At 49.8% G+C, this 16,444-nt stretch carries 16 protein-coding genes; 2 read left to right on the forward strand and 14 right to left on the reverse strand.

Translation table 11 applies throughout. The features are described from left to right. Positions 1-488 precede the first annotated feature (488 nt). On the forward strand, positions 489-1,301 hold the full coding sequence (locus ACTRXD_RS20065; protein ID WP_442433557.1) for an SDR family oxidoreductase: 813 nt from the start codon (positions 489-491) through the stop codon (positions 1,299-1,301). A gap of 20 nt (positions 1,302-1,321) precedes the next feature. Here ACTRXD_RS20065 and ACTRXD_RS20070 read toward each other — a convergent pair whose 3' ends face one another. From ACTRXD_RS20070 to ACTRXD_RS20110, 9 genes are all read right to left on the reverse strand, one after another. After that, the gene (locus ACTRXD_RS20070; RefSeq protein WP_442433558.1) at positions 1,322-2,257 is read right to left on the reverse strand and encodes a TraB/GumN family protein; all 936 of its coding nucleotides are present in this window, start codon (positions 2,255-2,257) and stop codon (positions 1,322-1,324) included. A 560-nt stretch (positions 2,258-2,817) separates the two neighbouring features. After that, positions 2,818-3,237, reverse strand: coding sequence for a DUF6941 family protein (locus ACTRXD_RS20075; protein ID WP_442433559.1), 420 nt, complete (start codon positions 3,235-3,237; stop codon positions 2,818-2,820). 75 nt (positions 3,238-3,312) lie between these two features. Next, entirely contained in the window at positions 3,313-3,654 is a 342-nt protein-coding gene (locus ACTRXD_RS20080) for a DUF3147 domain-containing protein (protein ID WP_442433560.1), read from the reverse strand. 27 nt (positions 3,655-3,681) lie between these two features. Further along, complete coding sequence (locus ACTRXD_RS20085) at positions 3,682-4,692, reverse strand: ribonuclease Z (protein ID WP_442433561.1); 1,011 nt, start codon at positions 4,690-4,692, stop codon at positions 3,682-3,684. Next, complete coding sequence (locus ACTRXD_RS20090; protein WP_442433562.1) at positions 4,689-5,384, reverse strand: hypothetical protein; 696 nt, start codon at positions 5,382-5,384, stop codon at positions 4,689-4,691. Before ACTRXD_RS20090 ends, ACTRXD_RS20085 begins: the two co-directional genes overlap by 4 nt. 61 nt (positions 5,385-5,445) lie before the next feature. Beyond that, positions 5,446-6,666 (reverse strand): ABC transporter permease, encoded by a 1,221-nt coding sequence (locus ACTRXD_RS20095; RefSeq protein WP_442433563.1) that lies wholly within the window; start codon positions 6,664-6,666, stop codon positions 5,446-5,448. 4 nt (positions 6,667-6,670) lie between these two features. Next, positions 6,671-7,369 (reverse strand): ABC transporter ATP-binding protein, encoded by a 699-nt coding sequence (locus ACTRXD_RS20100; RefSeq protein WP_442433727.1) that lies wholly within the window; start codon positions 7,367-7,369, stop codon positions 6,671-6,673. A 23-nt stretch (positions 7,370-7,392) separates the two neighbouring features. After that, a complete protein-coding gene (locus ACTRXD_RS20105) occupies positions 7,393-8,532 on the reverse strand; it encodes an efflux RND transporter periplasmic adaptor subunit (RefSeq protein ID WP_442433564.1) in 1,140 nt (379 codons plus the stop codon). A gap of 309 nt (positions 8,533-8,841) precedes the next feature. Continuing rightward, positions 8,842-10,410 carry a TolC family protein gene (locus ACTRXD_RS20110; protein WP_442433565.1) on the reverse strand — a complete coding sequence of 523 codons (1,569 nt, stop codon included), beginning with the start codon at positions 10,408-10,410 and terminating at the stop codon, positions 8,842-8,844. Positions 10,411-10,916: 506 nt separating this feature from the next. Between ACTRXD_RS20110 and ACTRXD_RS20115 the strand changes: the two genes are divergently transcribed. After that, positions 10,917-11,639, forward strand: a complete 723-nt coding sequence (locus ACTRXD_RS20115; protein ID WP_442433566.1) for a hypothetical protein — start codon at positions 10,917-10,919, stop codon at positions 11,637-11,639. Between the two features lie 11 nt (positions 11,640-11,650). Here ACTRXD_RS20115 and ACTRXD_RS20120 read toward each other — a convergent pair whose 3' ends face one another. The 5 genes from ACTRXD_RS20120 to prcB all read right to left on the reverse strand — a co-directional run bounded on the left by ACTRXD_RS20120 (position 11,651) and on the right by prcB (position 16,424). Continuing rightward, on the reverse strand, positions 11,651-12,208 hold the full coding sequence (locus ACTRXD_RS20120) for a TIGR00730 family Rossman fold protein (RefSeq protein WP_442433567.1): 558 nt from the start codon (positions 12,206-12,208) through the stop codon (positions 11,651-11,653). A 117-nt stretch (positions 12,209-12,325) separates the two neighbouring features. Then, complete coding sequence (locus tag ACTRXD_RS20125) at positions 12,326-13,237, reverse strand: M23 family metallopeptidase (protein ID WP_442433568.1); 912 nt, start codon at positions 13,235-13,237, stop codon at positions 12,326-12,328. Continuing rightward, positions 13,234-14,610, reverse strand: coding sequence for a Pup--protein ligase (gene pafA / locus ACTRXD_RS20130; protein ID WP_442433569.1), 1,377 nt, complete (start codon positions 14,608-14,610; stop codon positions 13,234-13,236). Before pafA ends, ACTRXD_RS20125 begins: the two co-directional genes overlap by 4 nt. A gap of 284 nt (positions 14,611-14,894) precedes the next feature. After that, on the reverse strand, positions 14,895-15,578 hold the full coding sequence (prcA, locus tag ACTRXD_RS20135) for a proteasome subunit alpha (RefSeq protein ID WP_442433570.1): 684 nt from the start codon (positions 15,576-15,578) through the stop codon (positions 14,895-14,897). Positions 15,579-15,581: 3 nt separating this feature from the next. Further along, positions 15,582-16,424 carry a proteasome subunit beta gene (gene prcB, locus ACTRXD_RS20140; protein WP_442433571.1) on the reverse strand — a complete coding sequence of 281 codons (843 nt, stop codon included), beginning with the start codon at positions 16,422-16,424 and terminating at the stop codon, positions 15,582-15,584. Positions 16,425-16,444: the final 20 nt, after the last annotated feature.

The raw sequence follows: 16,444 nt of genomic DNA on the forward strand, positions 1-16,444 counted from the left end.
CAACCCGAGGGGCTTGTCCCGTGGAAGGGAGCCCCTCGGATTATGTGGCATACACCACAAAATGTGAACCTCATGTTTAACGTGGCCCATCAGTAGGCTAATGACGCGTTTCTCGTTAAGGTGTTGGCCGAATCTTCCAGATGTGAAGGTTGAAGATCCCTCTTGTGACTCATTATCATCAAGCTCAGTGCATTTCCCGCTGCCAGATGCCTTTAGGCGTGCTTGTGTTTGAGTAGGGATATGATTCGGCGAAAACGAGAAGGCCCGTCAGGAGACTGAGGCGGGTTTCGCCGCCGATGGGCCTACATGATCCGGTGGAGTAAGGTCGTCCATGTGAGACCCCCTTTCCTCTTTACGGTTTGAAAGGAGATGTACGCTCATTCTCTCCTTCCTTTCATAATCGTTTTTCATGAGCGCAGATGTAATGCTACGCTCGTTAAAAAAATCTGTCAATAGGGTCCATCCCATTTCGAAATCTTGAGGGAAGGATGATGAGTGAATTTACAAACCAGGTGATTCTCATCACCGGAGCGTCTTCGGGTATAGGAAAAGCGCTTGCCTGTTCGTTGGCGCCACAGGCTCCCCAGCTGGTGCTTGTCGCGAGAGATCCGGAACGGTTGCAGGAGGTGGCGCTCGCCTGTGAAAACCTGGGAGCCTCTGCACTGGTCATTCCGACGGACGTGACGGATCCCCATGCCTGTTCTGCGATGATCCAACAGGTAGTGACTCGGTATTCCCGAATTGATGTGTTGGTAAATAATGCCGGGATATCCATGTGGTCGACGGTAGAGGATGCTCATGACGTGAAACTGTATCAACGCGTGATGGCGGTGAATTTTTTCGGGAGCGTGTACTGTACCAAATTGGCGTTGCCGTTCATAAAGGCCACTCAAGGCCGGATTGTGGCGATCTCCAGCGTCGCAAGTTTGACGGGAGTGCCTGCTCATTCCGCCTATTGTGCCAGTAAGCATGCGATGAACGGATTTTTTGAGTCGCTTCGTATTGAGTTGACAGGGACGGGCGTCACCGTAACCATTGTGGCCCCCGATTTTGTGCAATCCGAAATTCATGAACGAAGTATCGGGCCTCATGGGCAACCGTTCGGGCGAGTTCTTGAAGGACATGCCAGATTCTTAACCGCGAGGAAATGTGCGGACATGATTATAAAGGGGATGGCCCGGCGGGAACGACTGGTGTTTACGTCCTGGAGAGGACAGTGGGGCCGGTGGATGAAATTGATGAGCCCGCAGATGATTGATTGGATGGCCCGAAAGGGCATGGTCGATGCTGATCGGCCGTAACGGTACACTCTTTTACCGTTCTAGGGCATGGCATACGACACGCGTTCAACCTGGTGGCCTTTTTCTCTCAGCAGGGAGAGCAATCCGTCTTTTCCCGCGAGGTGAGCCGCACCCACAATAATTAAAACGTTTTTTTCCTCTTGTAAGAACGATTCGATTTGGGGAATCCAGTTCTGGTTTCGTTGGACGAGAAGTTTTTTATAGAACAGCGGGTAGGTTTTGAATGACTCCACCAATTGTTCCAACCCGTCGAGATTTCCCTGGTGCCAGTCTTTCACCATATGTAAAAACGCTTGTTCTCGTTCCTTTGAACCGGCGGCAGCGAGTGATTCCTGAAGAAGCGCATCTTGGATGTTGAACGGAAGTGTGTCGAACACATTCAATTGGTCTTGAATGGTTTCCAGCCCGCCGGTGGGTTTTCCGGCATCCTTGGCCATGCGATAGAAATGATTTTCAATTCCTAATTCAGGCCGGAAATCTATGGAGGAATCAAATCGTCCGCTTACCGTGAGATAGAGCACCCAGGGTTTGTATTGTTGGAAATCCTGGATGGTTCCTCCCAGGGCTTGAATCTTCTGTTTGATCAGTCCATAAGTTTTTGGGGAGAGCACCGTTTCCAGTGTTTTACCCTTTGGGAGGGTGTACTGCTTTTCATGTTGAGAAAATGAGTCGGGAGAAAATAATATTTCCGGATCAATTTCAAAGACGACTTTTTGGGAATTGTAATAGGCATAGGAGAAGGATCTGGTGAGAGGATAGTATTCTTCCGCCAACACGTGGATCGATCCCAAAATATAGACGGTATTCGTATCAGATTGGATTTTGTAAATCAGGCTATTGTTGTACCCATCCCCGACCACCTGACCATTGACTGTTCCGGTGCCCAAAAAAAAGAGGATCAGGATGAACAAACAGCCTAGGCGTAGTTTACCTTGTTGGTGGTGCGATGCAGTCATTGCAAATCTCCCTATTTGAAGTGGTAATTTTGATCTGTTTTTATGGTGAAAAAGGCATTTTCCCTGCTGTCTGATATCTTGATTGGGTCCTTGGGGCCGTTGGTCGTCTTTTAACGGGTAGTTCATCGGTGACTAGAGAGAAAAGGTAAAATGCCGAGACTGGGGAGTGAGGTCGAGATTGCTGGAAGGTGTGGCTGCTTCTTGTCGAATTCAGCCGGAAAGGGCATGTTTCTGCTCAGTCGATTTGCTGATATTGATCAATTCATCCGAATTGTGGAATGAGCTCTGAGGGATTTTCCCGTCCCCCGCTCCATGCGAAGGGGGAGTCGATAGATGTGTTGATCAGACGAGAAAGCTAATGGGGCTGTTGAAAAAAGCCGCCAGCGGCGTTCTCGCCATTTTTCCGTGCTCACGTACTGGAAGTACGCTCTGCGCGCAAAAATGACTGCGGCCTTGCTGGACGAACTTTTTTGAACCGCCCCGACGCCTCTAATAGGCAACGTGCCTGTGGTTATATGCCCTTAGAAATTATTGTTATTCAACACTCCCCTAATATGAAATCAGGACTGGGATGAGGGAGGAGATTCTTGTTGGATAACCTGGAAGTCTTTTTGGGTGATGAAATGACCATCAGCATATAGACGAAACTCATACCGTCCAGGCCCTGGAAACACGAGATACGGAATATTCACGCCGAAGTCCTGGGTCGTTAACCGGTTGGAAATGTCAATTGGCGGGAGGGAACCTTTGCCGACAATCTGATCTTGATCAAGGTACACCAGTTGGATTTCGAATGCGTACCGGCCTTCCGCATCGGTGAGCGAAAAATACACGCCGACTTGTGGGTGTTGGCATGGAAATGTCTTGGCCCAGAGATGGGTAAAGGCCCCGATGATGCTCTTTTTCCCTGTCAGACTATCAATGATAATGGTGTCACACACTAAAAATGCGTGGATGATCGGTTTAATGAATTCTCCCATATTATTCGTCTTCTATACCTGCCCACATAATTATCCAAAGTCTCTTCTATCCTGATTGCCCAATTCCAGGTGTCTCTATGAGGTAAGTAATAGTCGGGTCAACCCTACTCCCGCCAAGTATATCCCGATAGCCAACCCATATGCTGGCCAAAACCCTAACTTGGGGACAAACGCAATCATTGTTCCCACATACATAAACCATGGGGGAGAAAGCCAAATCATGTGTTTGGCAAATGAAATGGTTGGAGCCGATCCGGCATTGATGAAGATAAGAACAAAGGTCACCCCACTGATTACTGGCAGAGTGCTGGCCAAGGCAGCAAGGAACCCTCGCCCATGACTTCCCAGATACGTAGAGACACTCACTAATGTTCCGCCCAGGACAAAATACAACCCATATCTGACCCATTCCGGCATCGTCCCTCCTCATGTCATGTGTGATTATTACTGTTCATGGAAGGCTTCCATGGCCTCCCGGTGAAGTTTGTCCCCTTGTCCGGTATACCTGGGAGAAAAATGAAAGACGATCAATTGTTGCACACCGGCCTTTCGTCCAAGGATTCCTGCCTGGCGGGCTGTGAGGTGATAGCGATTGGCAGCCTTATCCCGGTCGGCTTCTAAAAAGGGTGCCTCGCAAAATAGGGTGGTGGCCCCTTGGCATAACTGAATAATCCGCTGCTCATTGTCGGCATCATATCGGCAATCAACGACATAAGCGATTTTTTGCCCCTGGGTGATTGTCGTAAATTCTCGTTTCATGGTGCCCACATCAAATACGCGTTCTTCTTTCCGGTGTTCAACATACAATGTGGCGGAAAAGGTATGGGAATCCGGTGCGCCATCTAATATTAATTGTTTGACTTCCTTGAGCCAGGAGCCAACCGGAAGCCCTGCCTCATGGAGGCGGGCCTTCTTGATATTGATGTGAAACGGTTCTTCCAGCGAAAAGGCCAGGCAAGGGATCCGATGGTTGAGTGCGACGGCTTTTACGAGAAGAGCAGGCTCTTGAAGAACCGGAAAAACGTCGGAATGATCCCCTGGGATTATGGATTCCCGTTTACAGGCGAATGCGTTCTTCGCATGAAAATGCGCGGGATGAATATGGGTGGGGTGATATTCTCTGGCCTCGATGGTGAGCGGATATCCATCAACCAGATTCCAGGTATACCCACGAAGTTTGCCTTGAATATTTTCAATAAGGCCCGGTGGACCATGCAATCGAAGATGTTTGCCACGACCCAGGGCTACACGAATGAGCCGATCAAACCCGATAAAGTGATCCATATGCGTATGAGAGATGAAAATATCCTGCGCCCGTAAAAGCTGGGTTGGGCTCAAGGGCATATTATCCCCTAGGTCAAAGAGCAGGGCGCGCCGGCTCCACCGTATATCGACATAGAGGCCGGGGTCTCCAAAGGGATGATTCACCAGATGAGGGGAAAACGAATGGGTCATATCAATATTCCCCGTATGATGAGATAGAGAAGAATCACTTCCACCGCATGAGCGGCTATGACCGTATAGAGATTGTGCATTCGCATCCATAGCCATCCCCACACCAGGCCATCCCATATGGCAATCCAATGTAAATCTCGGAATGTCGACACCATGAAGGGATCAAATGAAAACGTCAGGGCTGATAGGGATAAGGGGAGAAAGGCCTGTAGGCGAATCCTGGTGGTCGAGGCGTGACCGGGTTGACGCACATGTTGAAACCATACCAGTAATCGGCCCAGGAGAAATCCCCGGAAATTCAATTCAACGGCCATAGCAATCAGGATGATGAACCATGGCATCATGATCCAAAACGGAATCCGGGCATGAGGGGTCTGAGAGAGAAAATTGATGTCCACTCCCAAAGCAGGCATGACGAATAAGATGATCCCAGTATTCACTATACCCAGCGTGAGACCAATCGCAGTCCCGTGGGTAACCCCTGATTGAATATTATTGAATCCTAGCCCAAGTTTGGGGAGGAGATCCCCATTTTTATATGCCCAGACGCTTAAGGCGCCATAGGCCACCAGTTGTGGAGCGAACTGGACGGGAGTGTGGAGTTGCCAGCTTGCGGGTAAGAGGTAAAACCCGAGAGTGGTGAAGATCGGGAGGAAGGCTAATCCTGCAGCTCGTTCTTTCTGAGGTATCACAGCTTGGCAATGGTGGACTGTGTGGCCGGTTCTAGATAAAAAATGCTGGCATTCTTGAAACTTATTGATAGCGCAAAGCCTCGGCGGGCTCCAGTTTCGAGGCTTTCATGGCGGGAAAGAGACCGAATCCCACTCCGACGACGACCGCAAAGGCAAACGCAATGGCAATGGCGGTCGGCTGAACCACTGCTCCCCAGTCTCCTCCACCCGGCATGGCCCGAGCGACGACATCCCCAATGCCATAGGCTGCGAGAATGCCCACAAAAATGCCAATGGATCCGCCAATCACGCTAATGGTCGTGGACTCAATGAGGAATTGCAACAGAATATCCTGCCGCCTGGCCCCAATGGCTTTTCGTAGCCCAATCTCCCTGGTTCGCTCGGTGACGGTAACGAGCATGATGTTCATGATGCCAATGCCGCCGACGAGGAGGGCAATCACCGCAATGCCTCCAAGAACCAGCCGGAAGGTCAAAAGGGTTTGGTCTACCGCACTCAGAAATTCTCCCTGATTCCGGATATGAATGTCGTCTACCCCTTCGTGACGTTGAACCAGAAATTGATGCAGTGCCTGGGAGATTTCATCCATGCGCTGCCGGTCAGGTACATGAATGATCATTGATCGGATTTTGTCGGATCCCTGGAAAAACCGCAGGCCCGTGCTGATAGGAATGATCACCATTTCGTCGTAATCGTGCCCGTAAATCTCCCCCTTGGGCTCCATGATGCCCTTTACCGTAAATCGTTGATCGCCGATTTTTACGCCCTCTCCGATGGCGGATTGGGATCCGAACAACACTTCGGCAATGGTATGCCCTAATACCACGGACCGGTTCCATTCCTTGATGTCGATGGATGAGACAAATCGTCCGGATTCGGGGCGAAAGTTCCGGATCTGGCTATATTCGGGGGAGGTGCCGGTGATTCGTCCGCTGTAGTCACGATCCCCCGCTTTTAATTGACCATCCAGCTCAATAATGGGAGCAACAACCAGATCCGGAAAACGTGTTTGAATGGCCAGAGCGTCGTCATAACGGAGTTCCGTATTTCTCCCCGCAAAGAGCTGCCGTTCTTCAACGGTCAACCGCTTTTTCCAGACAAACAGCAAATTGGTGCCCATGCGCTCAAGCGAATTCACCAGCCAGACTTGTCCGCCTTCCACAATGGCAATCATGGTAATGACCGCGGCGACGCCAATAATGACTCCCAACATGGTAAGCCCCGAACGAAGCGCGTTCCCTGAAAGATTTTTGAGCGCGTCCAGGAAAATTGAACGTAACATAATCTTATCCCGGCACCGGGAGGGGTTGATGCGTGTACTCATCTGCCACGACTCTGCCATCTGCCAGGGTGATGCGGCGTTCCGCCTGCTGTGCGATGAGCGGATCATGGGTAATCATCACGATGGTTTGTCCATGACGATGCAGTTGTTCAAAGAGCGCAAGAATGTCTTTGCCTGATTGACTATCCAGATTTCCCGTGGGTTCGTCCGCCAGGAGAAGCGCTGGGCTGTTGGCTAACGCACGCGCGATTGCCACGCGTTGCTGTTGGCCTCCCGATAACTGATTGCTGTAATGGCGAAGGCGGTCTTGCAGTCCGACCTTGGTTAATAATGTCTGTGCAGTGTTGTGTTGGACTGTTCGTGAGGCGCCCGCATACATCAAAGGAAGTTGGACATTTTCCAAGGCGGTCTTCCGCGGAAGTAAATGGAAGGTTTGAAAGATAAACCCGATTTTTTTGTTACGGATGCCGGTTAAGCGGGAATCGGGAAGGGTATTGACCAGATCCCCGTCCAGCCAATACTCGCCACTCGTCGGGCGGCTCAAACAGCCAATAATATCCAGGAGGGTGGTTTTCCCGCTTCCAGACTGTCCGATAATAGCGACAAATTCTCCCTTATTGACCTGGAGCGTGATATCGATTAAGGCCGGGACCTCGACATGCCCCGCTTGGTAGATTTTGAAGATGTGGTTGAGCTCAATCAACATGGCCAAATCTACTTCCAGCGTTATCGGCGAGCCTCTTCGGCTTTAAAGGAGGGGACGACGACCTGGTCGTGTTCCTGAAGTCCTTGAGTGATGATGGCCTGCGTATCAGTCCGGAAGGCGACACGGACCTTCCGGGTCTGAGGTTGTCCGTCCACGAGTACATCCACCACATCGTCCCCCTTATTGACACGTAAGACTTCAAGCGGAACTGTGAGAACATTCTCCAGCCGTTTTGTCTCAATATCGATGTTGGCCGTCAGCATCGGTTTTAAATTTACGTGGGTATTTTTTATATCAATAGAGACTTCATAGGTTACCAGATTGTTTTCTTTGACCCCCTGGGCGGCAATGGCCATCACCCGGCCATTAAAAATTTTTTCCGGCAAGGCGTCCAGGCGAATCTCCACCGACTGGCCAACCGACACTCTTGGAATATTGACTTCATTGATTTTCGCTTTGACCACCATGTGGGACAGATCGGCAATGCGCATGAGAATTGTTCCGCCGCCGAATGTGGCGGTTCCGGACGTAATGATTTCTCCGGTATGGACCAGAACTTCCAGGACGGTACCTTGGGAGGGTGACCGGACCTGAAATTCTTCAGGGCGGGTTTTTGAGGCAGAGCCATCACGGTATCGTTCATACAATTCCTTGTTGCCGCCTAATGCCAATAAGAGTTGTCGCTCGGCCAACTCCAGACGAACCAGGGATTGTTGATAGTCCCGATGCGAAAGTTCCAACTCTTTTTGAGGGATAAACCCTTTTTTGAAGAGGGATTCGGCACGGATCCATTCCCGATGAGCGGTGTCCACGTTTAAACGTTCTTCCGAAATACCTGCCCTGAGTTGGGCCACCTGGCGGGCCTGGCTGGATTCCTGTCGTATAATCGCTAAGACCTGGTCCTTTTGAACCTCTTGCCCCGCATTCACAAACAATTGAGCGACTTCGCCGGAAAATTGAGATTTAATTTCAATGGTTTGAGAGGGCATGATCGTACCGGTCTCCGACACCTTCGTTTGAAGCGAGGTTCGGACGACTTCGACCACGTTGTGATGAGCGGTTTCAGGTGAAGGTTGACCAGTCGACCGGGAATAGTACACCCAACCTCCCACCGCTCCCGCAAGTATGATGATGGTCAAAATCCAAGATGTTTTATTCATATCTCTACTTGTATGGTAACAAGTCCAGCAAAGGCCTGGGAAATAGAAAGACAGGAAAGGAATAAATTGCGGAGTGAGAGGGTTGTTCGCTTTGCGCATAGGGGTATGATTTCATTCAAAACAAAGTGAAGTGGAAAGGAGAGGTCCGTAACAAGGCCCCCTTTGCTGGGAGCTTACTCCGCTTTGGGAAGGAAGACCGGCATGGCCATATTGGTAAGGCCTCACGAAATGAGAATGGTGTGGTCTTTACCTGAGCCTGGGATATTTTTGGAGTGGGGAGAAACTCTACGGAGATTTTTCATTTTTTCTTTACTGAATTTCAATGTTGTAATGATCGAGTGTAGAGGCGGTGACGAGGCGAAGACGTGATAATGATTGGTTGTAGTCTAGGATGGCTCGTAATTCCCTACCTCGAGCTATTCGAAGATCTCTTTGAAATTCTAAAACTAATCGAGTGGTGCTGAGCCCGAGATTGAGGCGTTCCTGCTCCGCGTTGAGTTGCCTTTCGGACAATTGGCGAGCCGTTTGATTCGTTCTGGTGCGCTTGAAGCTCGTCTGTACCTGACGGATGGCTTCTTTGACGTCCAGGATAATTTGTTGGCGAACGCGTAGGAGAGAAACCTGGCTTTGTTGAGTTTCCAGGATCCGGCGTTGATATTGACTCTGCGCCGAACGGTTTCCTATGGGGTAACTGAGGACGAGTCCTCCCCCCATGTTATAAAAATCCGTGCTGCCTAAACGATCCCAGTCATCCCGGGGGTTTTTCCCCAGTCCGCTAAGCCCCAGACTTCCTTGAAACGAGAGGTCGGGTAGAAGCTGATTTTTGGCAAAGCGGGTATTGACGTTGGACGTTTCAATGTTCTTTTTGGCTTGAAGAATGTCCGGACGTTGCTCGAATGCGACCTCGAGGTTTTCTTTGAGCGGGGTTTCCTGAAGATGTTGAATGGGTGGGTCGAGTGGGACAAGGGGTGTGGTTTGGGTCAGTTTGAATTCCGATTTACTGAGGAGGAGTCGAAGTTGATCTTCCTGATCCAGGACGGTTTTTTGGGCCAGCAAAATTTGTTCGATCTGGTTGGCTACCCCTGCCTGAGCCTGAAGGGCCTCAACATCGGCCATCACCCCCGCTTTAACCTTTGCGCGGTTGCTGGCGAGCAATTCTTCTGCGGCCTGTAAGGTCGCACGAGCGACTTTTAGGTTCTCCCGGGCAAAGACAAGTTCCCAATACGCTTGCTCGACCTGGGCGATCACCGACAGGATCTGGTTAAGGAGTGTCAGTTGTTCCACATCAGCTGCGTTTTGTGCGAGCGTGATTTGTATGTTGTTGATCGAGGGTCCGAAGTTGCGAAGAAGTGGTTGCGTCAGATTAAAGAGTAGATTGCTTGAGTAGGCCGGGTTAAAAAGAAAGCTGGTTGATCCGGCTACGGAATTCCGTCTTGTGTCAAAGGTCAGATCGTACGATCCGCCGGTCAGCAACTTTTGATTCAATCCTAGGCTGAAATTTGTTTCATTTTGATCAAAGGTGTCTGGAATCGATCCTACCGTGATGCCTCCAAGGCCGAATATGGGCCTATTGAGTGGAACGACTGTCCGGTCGTACCGTCCGCCGAGCTCAACCGTGGGGTCAAATTGTGACTGTTGAAAGACAATGTCGGTGAGTCGAACATCTCTTGTGTGTCGGCTCACTTGAATATCCAGATTATGTTCCAATGCTTCCATGACGGCTTCCTGCAACGTCAGCGTGATGACGGATTCAGATGGCAGGAGTTCCTGAAAGGACCATTCTTCCGTCTCAGCGGGTCTGGGGGATCGGCTCTCACTCATCTGTGGCCACACGAGTTCGGTGAGGAGAATCACGGCCAGAAAAGCCAGTCCAGTCACAGATTGGTATATCGTGGTCCAGCGCATATCTGTTAATTGATTCAGATTTCCAGGAGACCAACGCCAGATTGAACCTATCAAAGCTTGATTTTTTCTGCAATTTTTTCTGGAAAATGGTTAGACAGAAAGGATGACATTTATGTTTTCGTGGGTCACCTGGACCACCTGGACCTTATCCGCGATCCTGTGAGAAGCGGGAAGGGGCTCATGGATTTTGCTGTCAGAACTTTAGTGCATCGGGAGGTTTGGCGGGCGGGTGATGGTGTCCTAATTGTGGCTTACCTTGACTGCCAAAAAGGGGTTGTGGACTTCCGGTGAGAATGCGTATCATCCTAAGCGCGATGGGTTTTCCGTCTACTTAATATTCATGTCTTTTTGGGGTAGGGATGATTATGAAACACGAGGAGTTGAGTTTGCCTGAGAAGCATTTTCTGTCTAGCCGGATGTCTTGGCAAAGGGTAATGGTCATACACAGGTCATTTGGTTATGGAGGACTGGTGTTGGGGATGGCCTTGAGTTTTTATGTGATGGGGGCTTCCATGGGATTTTCGGAAGAGCAACCTCAGGAGCTTCCCAAGCCATTTCATAAAACAACTCCTCCTCTTTTTCAGGAATGGAATTTTGATCAATCGTCACTTAGTGGCTTGCCAAAGGGCTTTACGCAGGCTTTTGGTGGGTCTTCAGGAAAAGGGGAATGGTCAGTCAAAGAAGATAGCACCGCTCCCAGTCCGCCACATTTGGTAGAGCAACGATTGCAGTGTGATGAGGATTGGTGCTACCAGTTATTGATCGCAGAAGACACCGTGGTTGAATATGTGGATCTTTCAGTCCGCTTAAAGCTTAATTTTGGAACACCGACCGGGAAAGCCGGTTTAGCATATGGAATCCAAGATGATAAAAATTTCTATGCTACTGTTGTTGATCCCGGAACAAGCGAGGTTGTGGCTTATGTTGTCAAGGATGGGCAACCAACCGAATTAGGGAGGGAGGTCTTGATCCCTCGATCTGGTGATTGGCACTCTCTCCGGATTCAACGAAATACCATTATCAGTAAGGAATTTACCGAAACCTCTTTTGATAACCACCTGATCCTTGATGTCTACGATCAGTCCTTCAAAAAGGGAAAATTGGGATTGGTTGTAATAGGGGATGGCGGGTTTTCGTTTGATAATCTTCGTGCGATGGAATTGATGACCAATCGGCCCCTTTCCAGGCCTTCGGCTTATTAAGCCGGAGGCTGTTAGCGGACGTCGGGCTCGAGTCTGTCCAGAACGAGGGTCAGCAGGTCTTCTGGAGTGGTGGCTTCAAGGAATAACGCCCTGTTTGCCGGGATGAGAAACCCTTCTTGGACTTGGTGGTCGAAAAATTTCAACAGACCATCAAAAAACCCAAAGCAATTCAGCAGGCCACAGGGCTTGTGGTGAAGTTGTAACTGCGCCCAGGTTACCATTTCACAGCATTCTTCCAATGTTCCAAATCCACCGGGTAACGTGATGAATCCGGCTGACAGATCTGCCATGAGGGTTTTTCGTTCATGCATGGTGTTCACAATATGCGTAGCTGTGAGTTCCTGATGTAGGAGTTCCTTTTCTGCCAGATGCTTGGGAATAACTCCGATGACGGTCCCGCCTTCCTGCAGTACAGTTGATGCCAGCACCCCCATCAGTCCAATATTCCCCCCACCATAGACCAAGCCCATTCCTTGTTGGATAAGCGCATGACCCAACCGCTGAGCCATGTTGGTATATCCTGGGTCGTTCCCCAGACTAGAGCCGCAGAAAACACAAATATATCGCATGGGTCGGGGTGTTTACTTTCCGGTAATCGAAACGAATCTGATGTCTGCAAGAAAAAAAGACGGTTTAGGTTGAGTCAGGAGAAACGGAGGAATACCCAAAATGCCGGAGTCCTTAAATTAATTTTCTATGGGGAGAGCGGTCAAGGCGTATGGATTGATTCGGGAGCCATTTAAGTGTATGCCCCAATGGAGATGCGGGCCAGTGGCTCTTCCTGTGGCTCCGACTTTGCCTAACGCTTCTCCTTTCTGAATTGTTTGGCCGGTAGTGACATCGATCTCTGAGAGGTGAAAGTACATGGAAAACAGGCCTACCCCATGATCCAGGACCACACCCTTTCCGGAGAAGAAGTGATCGACAGTTTTCACGACGACACCCTTGTTAATGGCTTGAACCGGAGTACCTTTTGGCGCCGCGATATCTTCTCCTGAGTGGGGTTTTCGGTTCTGACCATTAATCACTCGACGACTGCCAAAAACTCCAGTGACTTTCCCATTCACAGGCTCAAGAAACGGACCGTCCCATAAAGGACGTGCGCCAATGTGGTGAAAGGCCTCTGCCAATTCTTTTTTTTCTTTTTGAACGCGCTGTAAAGTTTTGGCGTCAAGGTCCACGGTATTCTTCGGCAGCGTCAGGTGTTGGACGGTATAGTCTTCCTTGATGACTTGGACGGAGTAGCTGAGATGTTCTGATCCGGAGTCGGAATGGACCGTGATACTCAATTCCTGCATTCCCGGTGGATCTTCCATATCGATTCCCACCATACCTGCAAAGTGGGTATCACCATGTGGGAAGAAGGGAATCTTCCTCTTGAGAAATAGGCCACTCACTTTGGCCTTAGGTTGAGATATCGGCACGTCAATCCAGAGGACTTGGCCCTGTTTTCCGCTGAGATGGCCATTGGCACCCGGTCGGTTCCGTTCCGCACTCGGAACGATCTGAATAGGGAAAATGCTGGCGAGTAGCAGGGAAACGACAAACAAGACCTTCCATGAAGCTGAAGGATGGCGTGGGGACAATGAGCGTATCATGGGAAGAGCCGATTATGAGGAACCTGGCTGAGCAATTCTTCTACGCGTCGATTAAAAGGACAAAAGGGGTCCATGCACAAAATAGTTTCTTCCCAGTACCCGTTCAGTTTGAGATAAGTCCAATCCACAGTATATGACCGATTTTTTGCACGGGCAAATCTGATGAAATCTCCTCGCACTTTTGCTCGTGTGGTTTGAGGAGGAACTGTTTTGGCCTGTTCAATTGCGTCCTCATCAATCATTTTTCGAATGTGATTACGTTCTGCCAGGAGATGAAACAGGCTTCGTTGGCGGTTAATGTCATGATATTGCAAATCCATCATGCCTAATCGGGGGTCATCCCATCCACAGGATTTTTTGGCCATGTAATTTTCGAGGATCCATTGCTTGGTGATCCAGTCGATTTCGCGGACGAGTGCCATGGGGGAGGTCTTCAGCATCTTCAACACCCGACCCCATTCATAATGCACCTCTGCCATGACTTTGTTGGGAGGCTGCAACGCCAAATATTCACCCGCCCGTTCCCAGAATGTCTGTTGAATTTCCAATGCGGTCAGGTTGCTCCCATCTTCAAGCTTGATGGTTTTTTTCAGAGTGGGATCGCGAGAGATGTCTCGAATCGCTTTGACAGGTTCTTCTAGTTCAATATGTGGAATGGTGAATCCGTCTTCGATCATTGAGAGGACGATCATGGCTGTCCCTACTTTTAGGTAGGTGGAAAACTCCGACATATTGGAATCGCCGAGAATGATGTGAAGCCGACGGTATTTTTCGGCATCAGCATGAGGTTCATCGCGTGTGTTGATAATGCTTCGGGACGACGTCGTAGAGGAAGAAGTTTTTTCATGAATATGTTGCGCCCGTTGGGAGATAAAATATTGAGACTTCCCGGATACTTTTAGTATTTTTCCGGCTCCAGAAAAAATTTGACGAGTGACGAAAAAGGGGATGAGTTGTTCGCTGACTTTCCAAAAATCCACATCCCGACGCATGAGGAAATTTTCATGGCAGCCATACGTGTTGCCGAGGGAATCCGTGTTGTTCTTGAAAATGAAGATCTCGCCGGACAGTCCTTCTTCGCGCAAGCGTTCTTCGGCAATGGGCAGACAACTTTCCAGGATCCGCTCACCGGCTTTGTCGTGGATGATCAAATCAAGCAGGTCGTCGCATTCTGGCGTGGAGTATTCTGGGTGACAGCCCGTGTCCTGATAGAACCGCGCCCCATTGGTGAGGAAGGCATTGGACGGCCAGCTATTGGGGATGAGTCCCTCAAAAATGTACCCGAGGATTTTTTCAATGGGAAGATAAACCCGTCCATTCGGCGAAAATGTCAGGCCGTATTCACTCTCCAGGCCAACAATGCGTTTCATCATACCCGGCCCCTCTCTCTACTCCGGCTTTTTAAGGGCATATTATCCCATGTCCGCCACCGGACTCCTTCTCGTTTGAAGGATCTGACCGCCAATCAACAGCAATCCTCCTCAAGTGGTTCGGCCTTCGTATGCAGGCCTTCTTGCGTGTTTCTATCTTTCACTTTCCGGGTTTAGGAAATGGATCATGCTCGAAAATATGGTCATTATTTCAATGAATCTTATACTCAGAATACACCCAGATCAGGTAATGATCAACTGAATACGAGGGAGGAACGTACGAGGGGTTATGCGAGAATTTGGGTAGCTTCGAGGATCGGGACTCGCCGAAATCTTCTACCTATTCGAGTTCGGTCCAAGACCGCGACTTCCAAACCTTCTAGGTTTGATCGAGGATCCGTGCCCTGTTCAAAGGCATGTTGGCAGAGCGTTAAGGCTTCTTTGAGGGATGGGCAAGTATGAGGAATTTCTTTTCTGAGGAGGGTTAAGATGGTTTCAGATCGTCCTCCAATGGCGGTGAATTTTCGTTCATCCACAATACTCCCATCAAACGAGATGCGGTATAACTCATTGCGCTCCGGTGTCTCACCGACCTGAGCCAACAGGAGTTCCACTTCGTAAGGTTTCATTTCCTGGCTAAAGAGTGTGCCGAGAATTTGTGAATAGCCGTTTGCCAGTGATCGTGCGGTCACATCTTCGCGGCTATACATCATACCTTTGACATCCGCATGTTGAATGCCGGCTTTTCGGAGATTCTCAAATTCACTGTATCTCCCCGCCCCGGAAAATGCGATGCTGTCATAGATCTCAGAAATTTTAAACAGGGAGGCGCTGGGGTTATCGGCGACAAACAGCACGCCATCTGAATATTCCATGGCGATGATCGACCGGCCTTTGGCGATGCCTTTTTTGGCATATTCCGCCCTGTCCTGCATCATTTGTTCGGGTGAAACGTAATAGGGCAGGGCCACGGTTTATGTCTCCTGTTTCTCGTTCACCAATGCTTCGCACATGGTAGCCAATTGGGTGTCATCCACATCCCGAACCCCCCGTGAATCAACTAATTTGACGGTCGGGAAGATTCGTCGGACCAGGTCTGGTCCACCGGTCCCGACATCTTCATCTGCGGCATTGAGGAGGGCGCGAAGGGCCACTTTGACCGCCGCGTCCTCTGGCAGGTTTTTCCGGAAATATTCTTTGAGGGTTGATCGCGCATCTTTTCCGCCTGAGCCGACGGCGTGAAAATCCGTGTCCTCGTAGCGTCCTCCCGTTATGTCATATTTGAAGAGTCGACCAATCTCGCGTTTGTGATCATAGCCGACAAACAGGGGAATGACCACGAGTCCATGTAAGACCATGGGGAAATTGGCCTTGACCATATGCCCAAGCCTATTGGCTTTCCCTTCGCAGGTTAAGGGTTGTCCGTCAAGTTTTTCATAATGTTCCAGTTCGATGCGGAAAAGTTTTGCCATTTCCACGCAGGGCCCTGCAGCTCCTGCAATAGCCATGGCAGAAAAGCCATCGGTTTGAAAGACCTTTTCCATTCGATTCGCGGCGATTTGAAATCCTTCGGTGGCGCGACGGTCTCCGGCGATGAGGACGCCGTTATCATAGGTAAAAGCGAGAACTGTGGTGCCGTGTGGCCAGGGAAGATGCCTGGTAGACATCAACGAAGGATCTGTTTGGCCTTGCTGGGGGAGCGAGTTTTCCCACCGCGCCATGGGGAGTAAGTCGGGTCGTTGGGAGGTCAGGTATTGGTAGAAACTGGAACACGGGTCAGCTGAGAAGTTTGGAAGGGAGACGTTTTCAGAATTCATGCGACCTCAATGTTACCTGA

The sequence above is a fragment of the Nitrospira sp. T9 genome (assembly GCF_052156535.1).
Lineage (GTDB): Bacteria > Nitrospirota > Nitrospiria > Nitrospirales > UBA8639 > Nitrospira_E.